The 20,596-nt window shown below is 56.8% G+C and carries 19 protein-coding genes, 3 tRNA genes and 1 pseudogene; 8 read left to right on the top strand and 15 right to left on the bottom strand.

The genetic code is table 11. The features are described 5' to 3' along the window. From CL1_RS02260 to CL1_RS02245, 4 genes are all read right to left on the bottom strand, one after another. Nucleotides 1-3,369 carry a DNA-directed RNA polymerase subunit B gene (locus CL1_RS02260; protein ID WP_014788290.1) on the bottom strand — a complete coding sequence of 1,123 codons (3,369 nt, stop codon included), beginning with the start codon at nucleotides 3,367-3,369 and terminating at the stop codon, nucleotides 1-3. Nucleotides 3,370-3,386: 17 nt separating this feature from the next. Further along, the gene (locus CL1_RS02255; RefSeq protein WP_014788289.1) at nucleotides 3,387-3,635 is read right to left on the bottom strand and encodes a DNA-directed RNA polymerase subunit H; all 249 of its coding nucleotides are present in this window, start codon (nucleotides 3,633-3,635) and stop codon (nucleotides 3,387-3,389) included. A gap of 532 nt (nucleotides 3,636-4,167) precedes the next feature. Continuing rightward, nucleotides 4,168-4,245 (bottom strand) — tRNA-Ile (locus tag CL1_RS02250). Between the two features lie 5 nt (nucleotides 4,246-4,250). Continuing rightward, a tRNA-Asn gene (locus CL1_RS02245) sits at nucleotides 4,251-4,326 on the bottom strand. A 99-nt stretch (nucleotides 4,327-4,425) separates the two neighbouring features. Between CL1_RS02245 and CL1_RS02240 the strand changes: the two genes are divergently transcribed. Then, nucleotides 4,426-4,502, top strand: a tRNA-Thr gene (locus tag CL1_RS02240). 249 nt (nucleotides 4,503-4,751) lie between these two features. On the opposite strand, the gene CL1_RS02235 is transcribed toward CL1_RS02240, so the two are convergent. From CL1_RS02235 to CL1_RS02220, 4 genes are all read right to left on the bottom strand, one after another. Next, on the bottom strand, nucleotides 4,752-5,045 hold the full coding sequence (locus CL1_RS02235; RefSeq protein ID WP_014788288.1) for a hypothetical protein: 294 nt from the start codon (nucleotides 5,043-5,045) through the stop codon (nucleotides 4,752-4,754). Between the two features lie 101 nt (nucleotides 5,046-5,146). Beyond that, nucleotides 5,147-6,652, bottom strand: a complete 1,506-nt coding sequence (gcvPB, locus tag CL1_RS02230) for an aminomethyl-transferring glycine dehydrogenase subunit GcvPB (protein WP_014788287.1) — start codon at nucleotides 6,650-6,652, stop codon at nucleotides 5,147-5,149. Next, nucleotides 6,653-7,999 (bottom strand): aminomethyl-transferring glycine dehydrogenase subunit GcvPA, encoded by a 1,347-nt coding sequence (gene gcvPA, locus CL1_RS02225; RefSeq protein WP_014788286.1) that lies wholly within the window; start codon nucleotides 7,997-7,999, stop codon nucleotides 6,653-6,655. Nucleotides 8,000-8,122: 123 nt separating this feature from the next. Beyond that, complete coding sequence (locus CL1_RS02220; protein ID WP_014788285.1) at nucleotides 8,123-9,418, bottom strand: zinc dependent phospholipase C family protein; 1,296 nt, start codon at nucleotides 9,416-9,418, stop codon at nucleotides 8,123-8,125. A gap of 202 nt (nucleotides 9,419-9,620) precedes the next feature. Between CL1_RS02220 and CL1_RS02215 the strand changes: the two genes are divergently transcribed. Next, on the top strand, nucleotides 9,621-10,292 hold the full coding sequence (locus tag CL1_RS02215) for an HAD family hydrolase (RefSeq protein ID WP_014788284.1): 672 nt from the start codon (nucleotides 9,621-9,623) through the stop codon (nucleotides 10,290-10,292). On the opposite strand, the gene CL1_RS02210 is transcribed toward CL1_RS02215, so the two are convergent. Then, a complete protein-coding gene (locus CL1_RS02210; RefSeq protein ID WP_014788283.1) occupies nucleotides 10,289-10,573 on the bottom strand; it encodes a hypothetical protein in 285 nt (94 codons plus the stop codon). The two genes, CL1_RS02215 and CL1_RS02210, sit on opposite strands and share 4 nt — an antisense overlap. A 130-nt stretch (nucleotides 10,574-10,703) precedes the next feature. Here CL1_RS02210 and CL1_RS02205 point away from each other — a divergent pair, with 130 nt between their 5' ends. From CL1_RS02205 to CL1_RS02180, 6 genes are all read left to right on the top strand, one after another. Further along, the gene (locus CL1_RS02205; RefSeq protein ID WP_014788282.1) at nucleotides 10,704-11,465 is read left to right on the top strand and encodes a hypothetical protein; all 762 of its coding nucleotides are present in this window, start codon (nucleotides 10,704-10,706) and stop codon (nucleotides 11,463-11,465) included. Nucleotides 11,466-11,509: 44 nt separating this feature from the next. Then, nucleotides 11,510-12,217: a PrsW family intramembrane metalloprotease gene (locus CL1_RS02200; RefSeq protein ID WP_014788281.1), complete on the top strand. Its 708-nt coding sequence runs from the start codon at nucleotides 11,510-11,512 to the stop codon at nucleotides 12,215-12,217. Further along, on the top strand, nucleotides 12,214-12,417 hold the full coding sequence (locus CL1_RS02195) for a hypothetical protein (RefSeq protein ID WP_014788280.1): 204 nt from the start codon (nucleotides 12,214-12,216) through the stop codon (nucleotides 12,415-12,417). Before CL1_RS02200 ends, CL1_RS02195 begins: the two co-directional genes overlap by 4 nt. Nucleotides 12,418-12,540: 123 nt before the next feature. Beyond that, nucleotides 12,541-12,735: a hypothetical protein gene (locus CL1_RS02190; RefSeq protein WP_048151790.1), complete on the top strand. Its 195-nt coding sequence runs from the start codon at nucleotides 12,541-12,543 to the stop codon at nucleotides 12,733-12,735. Nucleotides 12,736-12,757: 22 nt separating this feature from the next. Next, nucleotides 12,758-13,375 (top strand): hypothetical protein, encoded by a 618-nt coding sequence (locus CL1_RS02185; RefSeq protein WP_014788279.1) that lies wholly within the window; start codon nucleotides 12,758-12,760, stop codon nucleotides 13,373-13,375. A gap of 84 nt (nucleotides 13,376-13,459) precedes the next feature. Continuing rightward, on the top strand, nucleotides 13,460-14,290 hold the full coding sequence (locus CL1_RS02180; protein WP_237266262.1) for a hypothetical protein: 831 nt from the start codon (nucleotides 13,460-13,462) through the stop codon (nucleotides 14,288-14,290). 5 nt (nucleotides 14,291-14,295) lie between these two features. Here CL1_RS02180 and CL1_RS02175 read toward each other — a convergent pair whose 3' ends face one another. From CL1_RS02175 to CL1_RS02150, 6 genes and pseudogenes are all read right to left on the bottom strand, one after another. Then, nucleotides 14,296-14,640 (bottom strand): DUF1667 domain-containing protein, encoded by a 345-nt coding sequence (locus CL1_RS02175; RefSeq protein WP_014788277.1) that lies wholly within the window; start codon nucleotides 14,638-14,640, stop codon nucleotides 14,296-14,298. Continuing rightward, complete coding sequence (locus CL1_RS02170; protein ID WP_014788276.1) at nucleotides 14,637-15,893, bottom strand: NAD(P)/FAD-dependent oxidoreductase; 1,257 nt, start codon at nucleotides 15,891-15,893, stop codon at nucleotides 14,637-14,639. Before CL1_RS02170 ends, CL1_RS02175 begins: the two co-directional genes overlap by 4 nt. Continuing rightward, on the bottom strand, nucleotides 15,893-17,380 hold the full coding sequence (locus tag CL1_RS02165) for an NAD(P)/FAD-dependent oxidoreductase (RefSeq protein WP_014788275.1): 1,488 nt from the start codon (nucleotides 17,378-17,380) through the stop codon (nucleotides 15,893-15,895). The genes CL1_RS02170 and CL1_RS02165 overlap by 1 nt, the downstream gene beginning before the upstream one ends. Nucleotides 17,381-17,539: 159 nt before the next feature. Continuing rightward, nucleotides 17,540-19,021 (bottom strand): annotated as a pseudogene (glpK, locus tag CL1_RS02160) (glycerol kinase GlpK). A gap of 53 nt (nucleotides 19,022-19,074) precedes the next feature. Then, nucleotides 19,075-19,821 (bottom strand): glycerophosphodiester phosphodiesterase family protein, encoded by a 747-nt coding sequence (locus tag CL1_RS02155; protein WP_048151785.1) that lies wholly within the window; start codon nucleotides 19,819-19,821, stop codon nucleotides 19,075-19,077. Then, nucleotides 19,805-20,557 carry a glycerophosphodiester phosphodiesterase family protein gene (locus tag CL1_RS02150; protein WP_014788273.1) on the bottom strand — a complete coding sequence of 251 codons (753 nt, stop codon included), beginning with the start codon at nucleotides 20,555-20,557 and terminating at the stop codon, nucleotides 19,805-19,807. Before CL1_RS02150 ends, CL1_RS02155 begins: the two co-directional genes overlap by 17 nt. Between the last annotated feature and the right edge of the window lie 39 nt (nucleotides 20,558-20,596).

Here is a 20,596-nt window from a genome sequence, read left to right as displayed (position 1 = left end):
TCACACCCTGTCGGTTATGTTGAGGGAGGGCCTTATCACCATGGCCTTCAGCTCGTCCAGCAACAGCTTGAAGGCGTAGCTCATCTCCACCTTGCTTATCCTCTCTTCCTCTCCACAGACCGGGCAGTAGACCTTTCCTCTGCGCTTGTCCTCCAAGGCTAGGTGTCCACAGCTCTCGCAGACCCAGACCTCGGTCTTGTCGCTCTCCTCGAGCAACCTCTCGATCAGGAGCATCGCTGCACCGTGTCCGATGAGGACGTCACGCTCCATCTCACCGAACCTGAGACCGCCTTCCCTGGCCCTACCCTCGGTCGGCTGCTTGGTGAGAACCTGAACTGGACCCCTCGAACGGGCGTGCATCTTGTCAGCTACCATGTGGTGGAGCCTCTGGTAGTAGATGACGCCGACGAATATATCAGCCTCGAGCCTTCTTCCGGTTATGCCGTCGTACATGATTTCCCTTCCGCTGTGCTTGAATCCAAGCTCCTCGAGCTCCTTCCTGAGCTTCTCCTCTGGCTCGCCGATGAACGCTGTACCGTCCACTCTCCTTCCCTTCAGCGCCGCAACCTTTCCACCTATTGCCTCTATGAGCTGCCCGACGGTCATACGGCTCGGGATACCGTGGGGGTTCACTATGAGGTCCGGGACGATTCCGCTCTCGGTCCAGGGCATGTCCTCCTGCGGGACTATGAGGCCGATAACACCCTTCTGGCCGTGCCTCGAGGCGAACTTGTCTCCAAGCTCTGGGATCCTGAGATCCCTGGTGGTTATCTTCACGAGCTTGGTCCCATCGCCGGTCTCGGTTATGATGACCTTGTCCACTATACCCCTCTCACTGGGCCTTACCGTTACGCTCGTCTCGCGCCTCTCCTGGAGAATTATGCCTCCAAGGCCGCTCTGTTCCTCAAGGAACCTCGGTGGGGAGGTTCTTCCAACGAGAACGTCCTTGCCGGAGACCTTGGACTCCGGGAAGATTATGCCGTCCTCGTCGAGGTGCCTGTAGTACTTCTCGCCCAGATAGCCCTGTATTGTCGGGTCGGGAACCTCGAAGCGGTCGGTCTGGCCACCGAGGTAGCGCTTCTCCTCTGCCTCGTAGGTTCTGAAGAAGGTTGAACGAGCCAAGCCGCGCTCTATGGAGGCCTTGTTCATTATGACGGCATCTTCCATGTTGTATCCCGAGTAACTGAGAACTGCGACCACGAAGTTCTGGCCAGCTGGCCTCTCCTCGAAACCGACTGCCTTCATTATCCTCGAGTTCACAAGCGGGACCTGCGGGTAGTGCATCAGATGGCCGCGCGTGTCCACCCTTATCCTGAAGTTGGCCGCTCCAAAGCCGAGGCTCTGCTTGGCCATACCGGCACCGTAGGTGTTACGCGGGGCCGCGTTGTGCTCCGGGTACGGAACGAGTGAGGCAGGTATTCCGAGAATCGCAGCGGGCATCAGCTCGAGGTGGGTGTGCTCCTCGGTAACCTCCCAGGGCCAAGTGGCGACGAGGGCGTTCTCCTCCTCCTCAGCGTCGAGGTACTCGATGATGCCCATCTTGATGAGGTCGCTCCAGGTGAGCTGGCCGGTCTTTATGCCCTCGACGTGCTCGCGGGTGAGTCTCGGCTTGCCGTTCTCGACGATGATGAGGGGTCTCCTGACCCTACCGTCATCGCTGTTCACGTATATCTCCTTGACGTCCTCGTCCTGGTATAAGGCAACGTTTATGACGTCGCTTATCCTTCCGCTTCTCCTATCGCTCCTTATCCTCTTTACCAGGCTCTCGCCGTCCTCGATGGTCCCAATGAGAACTCCGTTGAGGTAAATCCTCCAGAGGCTCGGGTTCGGCCTTCTCTCCTCGATGGGAACGACGCCGAGCTTGCTCAGGTACTCCCTGACTTCCTTCTCCGGGATTCCGGTGGTTATCTGGGCCATCAAAGCAAGATTCTTGACCAGACCACAGTTTGGACCTTCCGGCGTTTCCGTCGGGCATATCCTTCCCCAGTGGGTTCCGTGGAGGTCACGGGCCTCGAAGTGGGGCTGGTCCCTGCTGAGCGGGGAAGTGACGCGCCTGAGGTGAGAGAGCGTGCTCATGTAGTTGGTCCTGTCGAGGAGCTGACTGACACCGGTTCTTCCACCTGGCCACGCACCGGTCGCGAGGGCGTGCTCAATCCTCTCGCTCAGCACGTCCGGCCTTATGGAGTTCCTCACGAAGCGCTGTATGTTCTCGAAGGTGTAGCGCTCGCCCTTCCTCTGGTAGGTCTTGGTCATCTGGTACTGCATGTCCTTGACGAGCTGGCCGAAGGCAACGCGGAAGAGGTCCCTGAGGAGGTCTCCCGCCAGCTTGAGCCTCTTGTTGGCGTAGTGGTCCTTGTCGTCCTCGCCGCGGAGGCCAAGTGAAAGCTCCAGAACCTTGAGGGCCATCATACCGAGGTAGTAAGCTTTGGCCCTTCTCCTCTCGGGCTCGACGCCCATGTGGGGCAGGAGGTTGTTGTCTATAATGTGCTCGGCCCTCCTGAGCCTGTACTCCCTGGGCTGGCCTGGGAGGGAGAGCTTTCCTATGTAATCGAGGGCCTCCTCCTGGGTGGTTATGTCGCTGGCGTCCTCGAGGTTGTCGAAGAGAACCTGCTGTATCCTCGGGTCGTCGCTGACAGCTTCAACTATCTCCTTATCGCTGAGGAGACCGAGGGCGCGCATGACGTAGACGAACTTAACTGGCCTGGGGACGTTCGGTATGTTCACGTAGAGTATTCCGTCCTTCCTTCTCTCTACCGTTATCAGGGCCCTGTAGCCGTGCCTGTAGGAGAAGACCTTGGCGATTATCCTGTTCTGCCTCTCGTCCCTCTCCACCAGGGTCTTGTTGGGGGCGAGGTCCTCAATGGAGACTATAACCCTCTCGGAGCCGTTGATGATGAAGTATCCTCCGGGGTCCTTCGGGTCCTCGCCGAGCTTTATAAGCTCCTCGTCGCTGAGGCCGTAAAGCCTGCAAGCCTTGGACTTGAGCATTATCGGGAGCTCGCCGATGCGAACCTCGACGGGTTCCTGCTCTATTCCCTTGATAACTGGAATAAGCTCGAGGTAGAGCGGGGCCGAGTAGGTCAGGTTCCTTATCCTGGCGTCCATTGGATAGAGGGGCTTCCTCTGGCCCTGGGCCTCCTGGAACTCGGGCTCGCCCAGGCGGATTTTACCAAACTTGACCTCAAAGTCCGGAATGTCGGGCTTGAGGCCACCGAACTCGTCTATAACCTGCTGCATTCCGTGGTCGATGAAGGCGTTGTAAGAATCAAGGTGCTGCCTTACAAGTCCCCTCTCCTTCCAGTAGGCTTCCATAACGAGCCAGAGGTCGTCAGGGGTGACATCAACAACGGTGGGTCCTCTCGATGCCATAATCTCACCTCTCAGAATCAGTCCTCCACCACAAGACGGTAGTAGTAATAGTAGCCCGCCGTTGGGCTCTTTCTCTTTATCTCAATGACGTCTCCCGGCTTTGCCCCAAGGGCGACGACGGCCGGGTCCGAGGCCTTGATCTGTGGGAGCTGTGAGATCCTGATCCTGTACTTTCTGAGGAGTTCCTCCTTCTCCTCCTCGCTGAGGATTCTGTGCTCGGGAACCAGCTCATGCGTGAATATATCAAACTCCTTTTTCGTCGCCACCGAGAATTGCCCCCTTTAACGTTTTTTAAGAACGATTATCACTACCTCACACCTGCGGGTTTCGGTATATAAGCTTTTCGAGTGGTATCTGGCCCGTAGGGGTTTATATCGGTTGCGTAAAGTTTAAGAACCGTTTTCTGGCCCGAAAAAGGACTCTGATGTACTTCAATGTCCACCGAAAACGGAAAGACTTATAAAGGCTCGGCTGGGGTTCGGAATCCAAACTTCAGTGGAGAGAGCAAAGTGGCAGGTCTTTTCCGTAGATTTGCCGATTCTAGTGGGTTTATGTAGACACAAGTTGTACCATTGACGGGATAACTTGTCATATCTGGCAAAAGTTCGCATAAACTTGGTCTCATTCTGCAATATGGCCGGCATTTTGGGCCTCCAGGCGGGGGCGTATCTTCTGACACCTCTCGAGGAGCAACTCCTAAAGAATGGCAATTTAAAGAACGAACACATCATAAAAACAAGCACCTTTTGGAAAAGACACTTACTCTTCCGCCAGCGCTCGCGCAAGCAAGGGCTGTTGTGGTGGGCCCGGGGGGCTTTGAACCCCCGACCACGCGGTTATGAGCCGCGCGCTCTGACCAGGCTGAGCTACGGGCCCACTACTGGCGCCGCCGCCCGGACTCGAACCGGGGACCGCCGGATTAACAGTCCGGCGCTCTACCGACTAAGCTACGGCGGCACGACCCAATGTAGGGAATACGGAGTGGATTTATAAATCTTACGGTGTGGGCAGGAACTGCGAAAACTTTATATCTCCCTCGGAAGGTCTTTAGACCGTGCCCCGGTAGCCTAGCCTGGCGGGGCGGCGGACTTGTAATCCGCCGGTCGCGGGTTCAAATCCCGCCCGGGGCTCCATTCTAACAAACTTCGCCTTGTGGGGTTTGATAGGGGATTGTAGCTCTGTTTGAAGTGTCAGTTCTAACGTGGCCAAAAGGGTTCTCATAATTAAACGCTGGCCTTGGATTGAGAAACCATATCTTTGAACGTGCAACAGGGAGCTACGACTTTTGATGAGGCTTGGAAACGCTTTTTGACCAAAATTCGTAGGATAAGTTGCTCGCTTAAAACCGTTGCCTATTGTGTGTAGGTAGGGAGGCATAGATCTCAGCTCGTTGTGAAGATGGTCCAGCTCTGATAGTCAGCTTCTATGAGAACTTCTATTATGTCCTCTTCACCGTAGTGTATCTCCCTCACCGTTACCTCCTTCTTGATGTGGCCGTGTACAACGGCCTGATGGACCTCTTTGGGAAGCTCCTCTGTCACGGGAATGATCCCGTCCTTCACGTATATTCCCGCCAGCTTGCCCCTCTGGAGGAGGAACCCCCTGACGGGAACCACGTATTCATCAAACCCCACCCCGTACTTGGCGTTTTCAACACGTCCAACACCAACTGTCATATGGATCACCCACATGTAAGTTTTCTATTACATATTTGTGCCTTCCATTTATAAGCTTTTCTGGCTAGAATTGAATAAGAAGAAATGGGGAAGCAAGGTAGTCAGTATTCTACCTCGCCCCTCTCCCTCAGCTCGCGGTACATCTTCCAGCTGAGAACCGGCTTCTTTGCCGCCAGAACGTCGTCCACGCGCTTCACCGCCGTGTTGTGCGGTGCGCTCTTAACGATCTCCGGATTGCTGTAAGCTTCCTCGCTTATCCTCCTGAGGGCCTCGACGTAGGCGTCGAGCTCCTCCCTGCTCACGGTCTCGGTCGGCTCTATCATCAACGCCTCGTGGACGATAAGCGGGAAGTAAACCGTCGGCGCGTGCATTCCGAAGTCGAGTAGCCTCTTGGCTACGTCCATCGCTGTAACCCCTGTTTCCTTCTTCATCGGCTCGGCGGAGAAGACCACCTCGTGCTTCCTCAGCTCCTTGCCGGGCAGGGAGTAGCCCCTTGTCCCTTTCAGCTTCCGGGTGATGTAGTTGGCGTTTAGAACAGCTACCTCGCTCGCGTTCTTAAGGCTCTCCCTTCCCATTACCTTGAGGTAAACGAGGGCCCTGACCATAACCGCGAAGTTGCCGTAGAGCTCCTTGACCTTGCCGATGCTCTTGGGCACGTCGTAGTCGAGGTAGTAACCGCGCTCCTCATCGTAGCCGACCAGCGGAACCGGCAGGTAGTCCTTGAGGAAGTCCTTGACGCCGACCGGCCCGCTTCCAGGTCCACCGCCGCCGTGCGGGGTTGAGAAGGTCTTGTGGAGGTTGAGGTGGACTATGTCGAAGCCCATGTCACCGGGTCTGATCTTTCCTAGCACTGCGTTGAGGTTGGCACCGTCGTAGTAGAGCAGCCCGCCGGCCCTGTGGACTATCCTCGCTATCTCCAGTATCTCGTCCTCGAAGATGCCAAGGGTGTTGGGGTTCGTGAGCATCAACCCGGCCGTTCTCTCGCTCACCGCGCTCTCAAGGGCCTCCAGATCCATCGTTCCCTCCTCGGTCGAGGGAATTTCGATGACCTTGAAACCGGCCATGGCGGCACTGGCCGGATTGGTTCCGTGGGCCGAGTCAGCAACGAGCATCTCGTCCCTCTGTGGCTCGCCGTTGTCGAGGTGGTAGGCTCTGATTATCGAAACGCCCGTGAACTCGCCGTTGGCACCGGCAGCGGGCTGGAGGGTGAAGCGGTCCATTCCGGTTATCTCCTTGAGCCACTGCTCCAGCTCCCACATTATCTTTAGCGCTCCCTGGACGGTCCTCTCGTCCTGGTAGGGGTGAATGTAGGCAACCCCCGGGTGTGAAGCTATCTCCTCGTTTATCTTGGGGTTGTACTTCATGGTGCACGAGCCGAGCGGGTAGATGCCCGAATCAACGCCGTAGTTCATCTCGCTCAAGCGGGTGTAGTGTTTCACTATCTCGGGCTCGCTCAGCTCAGGAAGGTTCAGCGGGCTTTTCCTCCTGAGCTTCTCCGGAATCTCAACGCTTACATCTTCAATCGGCCTCGGAAGGGTGTAGCCGACCCTCCCCTTGCGGGAGAGCTCGAAGATGAGCGGTTCGTCCCATTTAGCCTGCCGGAACATTCAGGCCACCTCCCTGAGGGCCTCTATGAGGGCATCTACCCATTCCTTCCTCGTCGTCTCTGTCGCGGCAAAGAGGGCAGTCTCGCCGAGCTCCGGGAAGTGCTTCCCGACGTAGTAGCCTCCGTGGATTCCCCTCTCCAAGAGGGCCTCGTGCACCTCGCTGTAGGGCTTTTCGAACCTCGCTGGCACGTCCTTGAAGTAGAGCCCCTCGAAGGGAATCTCAGCGACTTCGCTCAGCCTCTTCCTGAGGTAGGCCGTGTTCTTGAGGATTGCCTCGCCAAGCTCGGCCAAGCCCCTCGGCCCGAGGCTCGCGAGGTGTATCGCTGAGGCAACGGCCACCAACGCCTCGTTGGAGCATATGTTCGAGGTCGCCTTTGCGCGCCTTATGTGCTGCTCCCTCGTCTGGAGGGTCATGACGAAGGCCCTCCTTCCCTCCGCGTCTCTCGTCATTCCGATTATCCTGCCCGGCATCTGGCGTATGAGCTTTTTGTCGTTCCTGACGGCGAAGATTCCGGCCCTCGGGCCGCCGAAGTTCATGGGGTTGCCGAGGTATGCCGCCTCTCCGACCGCTATGTCAGCGCCGAGCTCACCCGGCGCCTCGAAAAGCCCGAGCATCGTTGGGTCTGCTCCGACCACGAAGTAGGCCCCCGCATCGTGGGCAATCTCGCCGATTTCCCTCACGTTCTCCTCGACTAAACCGAAGAAGTTGGCCATCTCGACGTAGACGCCGGCGGCTTCGCCAACTGCTTCCTTGAGCTTTTCAAGGTCAAGATTGCCTTCCTCGTCCCAGGGAACTTCAACTATCTCCAGCCCGGCACCGCGCGTGTATGTCGCTATCACCGCCCTCTTCTCCGGGCTGAGGGCCTTTGGGACAAGGAAGCGCTTTCTCTTGCCCCTGTGGAGCCTGACCGTCATCAGAGCGGCCTCGGCTATGGCCGTCCCCCAGTCGTACATCGAGGAATTGACAACGGGCAGACCGTAAAGCTCCGCCATTATGCTCTGGTACTCGAAGAGGGCCTGGAGCATTCCCTGGCTTATCTCGGGCTGGTAAGGAGTGTAGGCCGTCAAGAACTCGCTCCTCTCGATGAGGTACTTGACGTGGGCTGGAACGTAGTGGAAGTACGTCCCCGCCCCGAGGAAGCTCGGCATTTCAAGGACGGTCCTGTTCTTTGAGAGGATTTCGCTGAGCTCGAGGAAGACCTCGTACTCGCTCTTTCCCTCCGGAAGGTTGAACTCCTTGACCATTCCGGCCGGGACGTCGGAGAAGAGCTCGTCAATCGAATTGAAGCCGATTTCTTTCAGCATTTCATCTCTATGCGCCAGGTTTGGAAGGTAGTGCCTCCCCATACCTATCACCTTCTGAGCTTTAAGACGGTCGTTGAAAGTTGGGAGCTGAGAATATATGCTTTGTGCCGCCGGGAGGGCAGAACCGTGTACCACTGTTAAGGAAAAATAAGGGGGGTAAAGGCCTCAGCCGGTAACGCCGACGTCCTCGAAGAACTTCTCCATCAGGCCGGCAATGGCCCTTATGTCGTACTGCATGGTCTCGTAGACCGCCCACTGGACGAGGCTGTACTCCCTGCCGTCGAGGGTCTTGAAGCCACTCGGGGCGTTCACGTCAAAGTTGGCGTGGAGCTCGATGTTCCTTATGGCCCAGCCGTCCACGTCGTCGTCGAGCCAGTCGTCATTGCTCACGTAGGTGTAGATGTAGACGGTGTCACCCGGAACGGTGACGCTGGTATCGACGAGCGGGTTCGGGTCCTGGGCGTAGCGGGCTATGAGGTTCCAGTTCTTGTCGTAGATCTCGACGTAGCCGAGGGTCTTGAAGTAGGCGTTCTGCATGTCGATGTCCTTGAAGACGAGGGTTATCGAGCTGGCGCCCTTGAACTCGAGCTTGAGGACGCTCCAGTCGCCCTTCTTGAGGGTCCTGGTCCAGAAGTAGCTTCCGAGGTGGCCGCGCTCGCTCCAGAGGTTGATGTCCTTGCCGGTCGAGTAGAGCATGTAGCGCCAAGAGTTGTGGGCTATTAAGTCAGCGTAGGCCCAGGCAACGCCGTTGGCGAGGCTCATGTGACCGTTCTCGTTGTCGGCTATATAGATGTCGTAGCCGTAGATGAACCGCTGCTTCTCCTGCGGGATCTGCCACCACTTTATCGGCGTGAGGTCGAGGGGAACGCGGTCGTTGAGTATGTCGTCGGCGACGGTGGGGGAGATATCGTTCTCAACGAAGTCGTGGGCGTCCTCGATGTAGCTGAACTGCTCGAGGTCCTCGAAGAGGGCAGGGGTGGTGTGTGCCACCAGCATGCTCATGTCCTCGAGTATGTGAACCGCCCTGCCGAGGTAGAGCATGGCCTCCTCCCTGTTGCCCTGCTTCCAGAGCTGAACCGCCTGCTCGTAGAGCTTCTGGGCCATGTCGGCTCCGGAGCTGTCGCGGTCGCCGAAGAGGTCAACGGTGATTAGCTCCGAGTGATCCATAGGGTCGTGGAAGTGGTACTGGCTCTGGAGGGTGTAGGTCTTCCCGTTGAACTCTATGCTCCCGCCGCGCCAGTCCTCGTCGTAGGCTCCGTAGAGGAGCTGGTCCTGGTACTGCATGAGGATCGAACCGAGGGTCGGGTTGTCCCTGTAAACCGCCTGTATGGCCTTGTAGGTCAGCTTCTGGTGGACGTTCATGGGGTTGTCGAGGGTCGGTCCGTCGGTCGGCCAGGCGCTCACGAGGCCCAGCCCACCGAGGACGAGGAGAACCAGAACGACGGCCCCTACCTTCCTCATTTTATCACCCTTTTGTTTTTAGATTCTATTGGAAGTGGACATGCAGCACTATGGGAGAATTAAAATTTAAAACTTTTTTGAGTTACGTGAGTTATACCCTGGGAATTTTCTGTATCTTATCGTGCTGTTGCAACCGTATAATATTTCCGTTGTTTGGGGCAACGCTTAAATTTGGCTTCCCCTTCGGGGTATGGGGGTAGCCATGATAATAGCCTTCGACTTCGATGGAACGCTGGCTGACACCTACACCTGCATCGAAGAGGCGTTCAGGCGGGCCCTGGAGAGGCGCTACCGATGGCTCCCGGGGAAGGCACTGTGGGCCAAGCTGCTGACTAAAATCGAACTCCAGTTTGAGAGGCCTGCCTTCGGGAAGCACAAGAAAAAATCCAAACCCCCGTTCTTCCTGCGCACGAAGTTCTTCGAGACCTGGTTTGAGGAGAGGGCCAAGCTTAGCAGACCAATCGACGATTCCCCGGAGCTTTTGAGGAAACTCAAGGAGGAGGGGCACACTGTAATCTCCTTCTCCGCCGAGGACTTCATAGACGGAATGAAGGTCAGACGGCTGAAGGAAATGGGGATATACGACCTCTTTGACGACGTCGTAGTCTTTGGCCACGATATGACCATAGACGAGGCCTTTAAGCTGGTTCGCGAGAAGTACGGGAACGAGACTTTAATCTGGGTGGACGACAAGCCCTGGCGCTTCATCGGTCACGGCGATGAGAACACCGAGTACGTGTGGTATTACTTCCCCTTCACGGCCAGGTTCGTTGAGAAAAATCGCGAGAAACTGGCTCTGATCCCCCACCTTCACATAATACACGACCTCTGGAGCCTGTTTGACGTCGTGGAAAGGGTCAAGCAGGAGCGCTAGCCGGAGTCGGCGTTGGTGTATTCTATGGTGTCCTCCACGAACTCATCGTAGGTTTCCCTGTCCACTTCTTCAATCTTGAGGCTGAACTCCCGCCCCAACGCCCAGCGGATAGCGACGTCACCCCTGTCTGTCTCGGCAACTATGAGACCGAATGGTAGATCACCGGCCCAATGGTGTTTGAAGAATCCTACCCTAAAGCCCCTTTTCGTGAGTTCCTTCAAGACAGCCTCTTGGGTTCTCAGGGGACCGTACGGGCTCTTGGCCAAGCCAATATAGGGCATTTTTACTCACCATTGTTCCATAGATGGGCAGATTTAAAACCTTTTCGGTTGTCCTAACAAAACTCGACGGTGAGGTTTCCGGAAGGCTAACATTTTAATAGTAGGCCGGGAACTTACTCCGGGTGATGAAATGAAGGCACGCTACATCGGCCTGCTCATTGCTTTAATCGTTCTCGCCGCCGGCTGCATCTCCGGGGGTGGAACGTCCCCTTCTCCAACCACCACGACCACTGGAAACCTTCCGTTCACTCAGGAAGACATGGAGAAGGCCATAACGTCCCTGAAGAGCTACGAGTACGTGATGAGAGTGGACAGCTACAATGGAACGAGGCTGGTGGCCCAGCTTAGGACCGAGGGCGCGATAGACTTCGAGAAAAAGCTGAAGGCAGTGTCCACGCTCTCGAACAGTACCGTCGGGGGCGGCTCCTACTACCTGGCCTACTACTACACCACCTCCAAGGGCTACGCGAGCTACATCGACAGGAACGGTACGGTGACCTGGGAAGCCGCGTGCTACGGGCCGGGCGAGGGGCCAAACATGAACTCCACGGTTTTGGACGGACTTTGGAAGGTACTGGACATGGAGAACGTCAGGGTTATCGAGGAGGACGGTTACTACCTCATATACGCCAACGAGACTGGGGGGACGGCAATCGGAACAAACGTCACGAACGCTTATCGGACGAGGGTCGAGGTTAAGCTCACGAAGGATCTTATCCCCGTGGAGGTCAAGCGGACCGTCTACTACGAGAAGAACGGGGCCGAGTGGGTTGATGTAACCACCATAGAGATAAAGAACCCGGACTCAGCCACGGTTGAGCCTCCCAGGGAGCTCATCGATTACCTCGAGGAACAGGGGATTGACCTCGGGGAGTTCCTTGGAAAATGCTAAACCTTTAAATTCTCCTTTTCCCTCTAGTTTTGGGTGAATAGGTCGTGGATGCCCTAAGCGTTATAGCGTTCTTTGCCTACGGTCCGGCGCTCGTTATACTATGGTACTTCTATCACGCCGACAGGTACGAGCCTGAACCAAGGAGGTACGTCCTTGGAACGTTCCTGCTGGGGGGAACGCTCTCGATAGGAATTGCCTACGTGCTTGAGAGCTTCCTCACCCTTGGAGGCGCAATAGAGCCGATCCTGCCAGCCTCAGCATTCTACGTCGCCCTCGTGGCGGGGATCGTTGAAGAGCCTGCGAAGGCTTTGGCCATACGGTGGCCGTTCAAGGCCGGTCAGATGGACGGCATAATGGACGGCCTCGTTTACGGAGTCGCCGCTGGTCTGGGCTTCGCAGCCACCGAGAACTTTATGTACGGTCTCGGCTGGGGTGTGGCGGTGACGGTGACCCGTGCTTTTCTGACGCCACTCGCCCATGCCACCTGGAGTGCCATAGTCGGTGTTGGCTACGGAATGAAGGCCGAGGGGAAGGTGGACTCGGTTCTTCCATACTTCCTGCTGGCCATCGTGCTCCACTTCGTCTGGGACTACTACGCTTTCCTGAGTGCCGCGGTTCCAGCGTACAACGTTCTGCTGATATTCTTCATAATCTTGAACCTGGCCCTGCTCCGCTACTTCCTTATTATGGGTCGGGCGGAGGACAGGAGTAGAATATGGTATTACTGGTTCAAGAGGAGGGACGGTCCGTGAACCGGCTTGAGGAGGCTCTCTTTGAGGCAAGACCCTACGTGGAGTACTACGACAGGCTGGAAGAGCTCGTCAAAAGGCTCTGGGAGAAAGCCACCGACGAGGAGCACTTCCTCCGACTCCTTAGCGAGGAGCTCCCCCGCGCCGAGGAGCCTTTCAGGACGGATCTCCGGATATTCCTGCAGAAGTTTGAGGCGCTCTAAATTTCTTCTTTTCAATAGTAAACCTTATAACCTGCTGGCATTAACTTTTTTGGTGGGTTCGATGAGGACGCTGGCGGCAGTTATTGCGGGCCTTCTCCTGCTGACCATCGCTCTGTGGGCGGCGTGGGCTGGAATAATCCGCCCTCGGTGGACGACGTCGTCTCCTCCATCGAGAGCCTGGACTCCTTCTGCTGGAGGGCGGAGCTTGAGAGCGGACGCTTCACATGGAGAAGCGATAGGAGCCACATCGATTGGAACCGGAGGGAGGTTGTAGAAACCGAGGGGAGCTTCGAGATGCTTGGACTGTGGAAGCGCTGATGCCTCGCTCGGGTGGTGCACTATGTCGCGGCGGTGGAAGGTGTTCGTGGTCGTTCTCCTCCTGTTCCTGGCCCCAATGTCGTTGAATGGCTACACCTACCGCTACGGGCTTGAAAGCCGGGGTTTTATGTCGTTCTCGGAGATGGGCTTTGGCGTCGCCTGTCCAGGCATCTTTCGGGCCTACTACCAAATAAACGATGAGTGGGAGGTGAAGTTCGTTAGCTCCTACTTCCCGGGGGAGAACGATTCCAGGAAGTTCAACGACCCCAACGTGGTGATAGCGGAATTCGAGCGGAAGGCCCGGTCAAGGAGGCTCATCAGCGCGGGCGATTACTCCGTTTTAGTTCTCTCCAGAGACGAGAACGGCAGTTTTTTGAGCACCCATTACCGGCTCAAGGCAGTTTACGAGCAAGAAACCCTCAGGAAGGTTTCCTTCAACATCACCCACTCCCTCAACTACGGCCCGGGGAACAGTAGCGTCTTGGTGGACTACGTTGATATTTACAGGACTTACGACATTGAGGAAACCCGTTGCTGGCAGGTTCTCATCGGCTGGTTTAAACCCCTACTCAGGAAGTACCTGAGGGATCAGCTCGGCAAGATACCCTATCCCAATCCTTGGGAGCGGGAACCCTGGTGATCGTTTCCACATTTTGCAAACTCTTGCCAGTGGTGTGCAAAATTTGAACAGAAAAAGTATTTAAACCAACCCTTCCACTTGCCTATGAGGACAACTGGAGGTAGTACGATGAAGAGGGCTGTGGCTCTAATTTTGATGGCAGTTGTGGTGCTGGCAAGCGGCTGCATCGGGAAGGGCGTTGGCCTCACCGAGGAGAAGGTCCTTGAGGCCCTCCAGAGCATAGAAACGGCCAGCTACGACCAGAACTTTTCAATGAGCATGCACTTCACCGATCCGGAGGGCAACAAGACGATAAACTTCACGATGTCGGGTCGCGTCCTTGGCGTCTTCAACAACACGGCCGGACTGGAGAGAGGTAACATGAGCATAACGATGCACATGATGGGAATGGACGTCAATATGAACTGGCCCTACTTCGTCAATAACTCCAGCGTCTACTTCATGGTCGATGGGAAGTGGTACAACGTCTCCCCCGACGATGACCTCTATTCCCGTGCCCAGGGATCGCTCAACGTGGACTACATCAGGAACCTTCTCAAGGAAAAGAACGTCACCATAGAGAAGCTCTCCGATGGCTACGCCTTCCGTGTGAACGTGACCTTCTGGGAGTTCGTGAACGCCACCAACCAGAGTGGATACTTCAACGAGCTTTGGAGCGTCGATGGCGAGAGATGGGTGAACGTCACCACAAACTCCGGCTGGGTGGAGGTTCACCTGACGAAGGACGGAACCCCAACCTTCATCGAGACCCACATGGAGGTTATCCTGGCGGTAAAGGGCTATGACGGCAGAACGACTGACATCTACGTGACCCTTCACGAGAGCGTCGCCCTCTCGAACATCAACGAGCCCGTTGAGATAAAGGCCCCTGAGGGGATAGAGAGCGCTGGGGACTTCGAGGAAATATTCTGGTGAGGGGGCTAAGCCCCCCTCGTGGCCACTATTTTTATTCCGTTCCACTCGGCAACCACTTCCCCGACCTCGACCGGGGCCCTGAGCTTCAGCTTCGCCAAAAACCTCATGAGCTCAGGTATCTTCTCCTTTGGAACTGGCTCCGCGGTTTTAACGCTCACCGTTGGCAAAGCTCCGCCTTCAACTGGCACGACGCTCATCACCACCCTCTTCGGGTTCGTAACTTCCTGAACCGCCCACTCCTCACCGCGGGGGCAGGTGTGGCCGGTAACTCCAACGACCCTGCCGTCCTCTACTTTCACCTCAACAGCGCAGCCGAGGGGGCAGACGATGCAGGTGAAGCGGTAAATCATACCCTCACCACCTCCACTGTGAGCTTCTCAGCCTTCCTGATCTCCTCTGCCTTCAGCTTTACCCTGAGCATCTCCGCCGGCTTGACCACCGGGAGCTTCATCTTCTTGCCGATTTCGGGGATTCTAAGCTCGACGTCCTCCATCGGCCTCGCGACCCGGAGGTAGAGGTAAACGTCCCTATCGCCGCTCAGATAGTGCGGAGCGAGAAGGCGGACGTTTTCACCCTTCTCGACCTTAACCCACTTCCTGCTCCCTATCCCGCCGTTCTCGATGAACTCCCTGGCTCCTTCAGCGGCAAGTTCACCCTGCTCGGCGACGTAGTCGACCAGGTCGTTGATGAGGAGGGCGTTTCCGGCCACGAAAATCCCCGGAACGCTCGTCTCGAGCCTGTCGTTCACAACCGGGCCACCGGTGGAGGGGTCGATCTCAACGCCTATGGCCGTCAGCTTCTTGACGTTCGGAACCAGTCCGGCGGAGATAATCAGTGTATCCGCCTCGATCCAGAACTCACTTCCGGGGATTTCGTTGAGGTTCTCGTCCACCTTTACTACCTTCACCCTCTCGACCCTTCCCCTGCCCCGCACCTCGACAACCTTGTGGCTCAGGTAGAGCGGAATATCGAAGTCCCTCAGGATTATGACGTTTCTGGCCAAACCGCCGGGGTAGGGCATCAGCTCTATCACCGCCTTCACCTTCGCCCCTTCAAGGGCGAAGCGGCGCGCCATTATGAGGCCGACGTCGCCGGAACCGACTATCACAACCTCCCTGCCCGGCATTATCCCGTAGATGTCCATCAGCGTCTGGGCCTCTCCGGCGGTGTAAACGCCGGAAACCCTGTCGCCGACTATTCCTATCTCGAAGGCGTGCCTCTCCCTCGCCCCGGCGGCGTAGATAACGGCCCTGGCCCAGACCCCGTAGGCACCGCTCGGTGATGTGAAGACGACCACCTTCTCAAGGTCGGAGTAGTTTTTGATTTCGAGCACCCTCGCGGCCGTTTTATACTCCACCCCGAGCTCCACCATCTTTCTGGCCAGCCTCGCCGCGAACTCCGGGCCGGTCAGCTCCTCCCTGAAGTAGTGCAATCCGAAGCCGGGGTGTATGCACTGTGGAAGGATTCCGCCGAGGTGGTCGTTCTCGTCGAGGAGCAGAACCTTCAGGCCGAGTTCCTTCGCCCTCACCGCGGCGGCCATTCCAGCGGGACCGCCGCCGATGACGACGACGTCGTAGTTCAGCATCGGAATCCTCGGGAACATCAGGCATCACCCCTGAGGAGGGCCTTGACGTCACCCACTCCAATCTCGCTCCCCTTACCCTTCAGCGTGACCTTCCAGGGTTCGACGCCGTACTCCCTGGCCAGAAGCTCGACTATCTTCGGCCTGCAGAAGCTTCCCTGGCACGTTCCGGTGGTTGCCTTCGTCCTGAACTTCACGGAATCGACGCTCGGCGTCTTAACGCCTATGAGCTTCATCCTCTCGATGGCCTCCAGAATGTCCCCCTCGCTCACGTTGTTGCACCTGCAGACGACCTTTCCGTAGGAGGGGTTTCTCTTTACGGCCTCGTTAACCTGCTCCGGGCTCATCATGAAGAGGTGGCTTATCTCCCTCCTGTAGGGGTTCCACTTGGACTTCTCCCTGAGCTGGATTCCGAGGTCGCGCTGGATTATCTCCGCCACTTCCTCCGCAATGGCCGGAGCGCTCGTCAGCCCGGGCGAGCGGATTCCAGCCACGTTTATGAAGCCCCAGACCTCTTCCTCCGCCCTGATTATGAAGTCCCCGCCGGTGGGTTCAGGTCTTAAGCCTGCGAAGGTCCTGATCACCTTGCTCCTAGGTGGTAACTGTGGCCAGAGCTTCTTGGCTCCTTCCCAGACCTGCTCAAGCCCCTCCCTGGTGGTGGCGAGGTTTTCCTTCTCCTCTGGCGGCAAATCCTGGGCGTTTGGCCCTATCATCAGATGGCCGGATATCTCGGTTGTCACGACTATTCCCTTGCTTATCGGAGTTGGAGTCGGGAAGAGGACCCTCCTCGGCCCTGGAACGTCGTCGTCGAAGATCCAGTACTCCCCTTTTCTCGGGTGTATCTCGAAGTAGTCTATGCCGGCCATTCTCGCTATCCTGTCAGCGTAGAGACCGGCGGCGTTGATTACTATATCCGCCTCGATGAAGCCGTTGCTAGTTTCAACCCCCTTAACCTCGCCGTTCTCGACCCTTATTCCGGTAACCTCGGTCTCGAGGTGAGTCTTAACGCCGTTCGCCACGGCGTTCTCGGTTATCGCTATGACAGCTGGAATCGGGCCTATTTGCCCCACTATCGGCACCCATAGCGCCCCGATGGCTTCCTTCGTCAGGCCGGGCTCGAGGTGGAAGAGCTCTTCCTTATCTACGATCCTCATCTCGGGGACGCCGTTCCTTCTCCCGCGCTCCAAAAGCCTCTCAAGCTCGTCGAAGTCCTCCTCCCTGGTTGCAACTATCAGGGCCCCGTTCCAGACGTGGGGGATCTCAAGCTCTTTCACCCACCGGTGCCAGAGACGGTTTCCCCTTATGCACAGCTTCGCCCTCGTCGGGTACTTGTCAGGGTCGTCGTCGTAACCGCCGTGGATCAAAGCCGTGTTGGCCTTGCTGACTCCCCAGCCAACGTCCGGGGCCTTCTCAATCAGGTGAACCTCAAGGTTCTCGTATTTACTGAGAACCCTCGCTATGCTGGCCCCGCTTATGCCAGCCCCTATTATGGCCACCTTTGTCTTCATGATCTTCACCTCGATTTAACTTGAGAAAGGGCTTCCACCGTTTTAAAGCTTTCCCCAACCTTTAGTTGGGCAAAAGGGCAAGGAAAGAACCTTTAAGGACATTAGAAAAAAGGACAGTGGCGAACAGCATCTTGATGGACAGAAATGTCCACCCAAAGCTCAGGCCCCAACGACCTTTGCCCAGCCCATTGCTCTCTTCACGGCCTCCTTCCAGCCGCGGTAGAGCCTCTCCCTCGTTTCCCCATCCATCTTTGGCTCGAAGACCCTCTCCGCCTTCCAGAGGCTCTCTATCTCCTCAAGGCCCTCCCAGTAGTCAACGGCCAGCCCCGCCAGATACGCCGCTCCCAAGGCTGTGGTCTCCTTCACGACGGGCCTGACGACGCGCCTGTTGAGTATGTCCGCCTGGAACTCCATCAGGAAGTCGTTCGCCGTCGCTCCCCCATCGACGCGGAGCTCCTTTATGCCGACGAGCTTCTCCATCTCCTCTATGACGTCCCGGGTGAGGTAGGCTATCGCTTCAAGCGTTGCCCTCGCGAGGTGCTCCCTTCCCGTTCCGCGAGTTATGCCGATTATCAGCCCCCTCGCGAACTGGTCCCAGTAAGGCGCTCCCAGGCCGACGAAGGCCGGGACGAAGTAAACACCTTCGTTGCTCTCAAGTTTTCTCGCTAGCTCCTCCGTCTCGGGGGCGCTCTTTATGATTCTTATTCCATCGCGGAGCCACTGAACTGCCGCTCCTGTTATGAAGACGCTCCCCTCGAGGGCGTAGGTGACCTTTCCTTTGAGCCCCCACGCTATCGTCGTGAGCAAATTATCTGAATACCGGACGGTCTTGCCTGTGTTTGCCAAGATGAAGCTCCCCGTCCCGTAGGTTGCCTTCACCATTCCAGCCTCAAAGGCGGCCTGACCGAAGAGTGCCGCCTGCTGGTCGCCGGCGTCTCCGCTCACCGGGATTTCAGCGCCGAGGAGTTCTCTCTTCGTGTGGCCGTAGACCTCGCTCGACTCCCTGACCTCCGGCAGGATCCCATCGGGAATCCCGAAGATCTCCAGAAGCTCATCGTCCCAGTCGAGTTTCTTGATGTTGAAGAGCATGGTTCGAGAAGCGTTTGAATAGTCGGTGACGTGCTCACCGGTCAGGCGGTAGATCAGGAAGGTGTCGACCGTTCCGAAGAGCACCTCGCCCCTCTCGGCCTTTTCCCTCAATCCCGGCACGTTGTCGAGGAGCCACCTGATCTTGCTAGCCGAGAAGTACGCATCTGGGACCAGGCCGGTCTTCTCCTTGATAACATCGCCGTACTCCCTCTTTATCTCCTCCACCATCTCGGCCGTTCTTCTGCACTGCCAGACTATCGCGTTGTAGAGCGGCTTACCGCTCCTGTCCCAGACTATCGTGGTTTCACGCTGGTTGGTGACGCCTATCGCCGCTATCTGGCCTGGCTCGATCTTGGCTTTTTCCAGCGCCGTCTTGATGGCCCTGAACTGGGCGTCCTATATTTCCTCGGGGTCGTGCTCGACCCAGCCTGGCCTGGGGTAGTGCTGGGGGAACTCGTACTGGCCTATGCCCAGAACGTTGCTCTCCCTGTCGAAGATTATAGCCCTTGCAGAGGTCGTCCCCTCGTCGAGGGAAAGTATGTAGCGCTCCATGATATCACCGGGGTTAAAGAAATGGTGAGGGGGTATTAACGGTTTCGATGGAATCACCTGAGCCCCAGTTCTCTGAGGTATCTGATCATCTTCTCTACGTCATTCGCTATGACGACCTCGAAGAGGCCCTTAAGCCTCGCGAGGTTGTCGTCGGCGTAGAAGAGCCCATCGTTCTCGGTCCAGAGAACCACTTTAAGGCCGAGGGAGCGCGCCCAGTGAAGGGCCTGAAGGGTCTTCTCGAAGCCGAGTAGGGGGATTGCCTCCATCGGAACGTTTATTGACCAGAGGTTGAGCTCATCTTTCAGCTTCGGAATCAGGGGGACCACTTCCTCCCTGTCTATGAGAAGCCCCATCGTGGTTTCCTCGTCGTGCTTTCGGTATTCCCTGAGGGCTTCAATATCAAAGGACGAGACCATTACCCTCCGAGGATTGTTGGCTTTCACTATCTCGGCCACTTTCTCCACCGCGTCCCTGTCCTTGAGCTCAACGTTGATTAGGGCACCCTCGGGCAGAACCGCGAAGACCTCCTCCAGCGTTGGAATCCTCTCGCCCATCCCTATGTCCGCCTTCCTGAGCTCCTCAAGCGTCATCTCCTTCTGCCTTCCGCTCATATCGCTCGTCCTGTCTATGGTCTCGTCGTGCATTACTATGACTTTCCCGTCCCCCGTCAGCCAGACGTCAAGCTCGATTCCATCGGCACCCGATTCGATCGCCTTCCTGAACGCTAAAAGGCTGTTCTCGGGGAACCTGCTCATGTAACCCCTGTGGCCGAGCACTATAACCTTATCCCTTTCCCACATTGGAATCGCCCCAGGAAAATACTCCCTCCCCGTAAAAACCTTTCCTCAACCTGGCAGGGTCGTCCGAGATGACTGCGTCCGCGAGGGGGAGCAGCCTTGGGATCCAGATCAGTTCGTTCATTTTGTAGTTCCAGAGGTATATCCTCAAGCCCCTCCTCCTGAGCGCCCGAAGAAGGACAATGAGATTCCTGTAGCCGATGTAGGTTACGACATCTATCGGTACGTGGACGGAATATATGCACCTGAGCCTCGGGAGCACCACCGCGGAGGGATAGCCGGTTATTGAGAAGCCTGCCTTACAGTCCGGACACTCCCTCATGAGGAGGGACACCACCGCTGGATCATCGGAGGAGAACACTGTGCTCTCAACCCTGCCTTTCCTCTCCACAGCCCTCAGTACCGGTTCAACGGCCTCACTTTCCTTGACGTCCGCGTTGAAAACCGCACCTGGAAAAGCGTCCAGCACTTCCTCGACCCTCGGTATGAGCCGGCCCAGGGGGTGAAGCTTCCTTATTTCTCTCAACGTCAGCTCCCGGAGCCTGTGGGAAGAGCCGCCTGAGCTGAAAGCCGCATCGTGGTGGGTTACGAGCTTTCCATCTCCTGTTAGTCTGACATCGAACTCTATTCCGTCCGCGTACTGGAGCGCTCTCCTGAATGCTGGAAGTGTGTTTTCAAGCCTTCCTCTGAACCCACGGTGGCCCAAGATGAAAACCTGTTCACTGTCTGCAATTGTCATCTCCTCTGCCGCTCAGGTATGGACTCAAAATCCTTAAAA

The sequence above is a fragment of the Thermococcus cleftensis genome, from assembly GCF_000265525.1.
Taxonomy (GTDB): domain Archaea; phylum Methanobacteriota_B; class Thermococci; order Thermococcales; family Thermococcaceae; genus Thermococcus; species Thermococcus cleftensis.
This window is presented reverse-complemented; position numbering and strand designations above follow the sequence as displayed.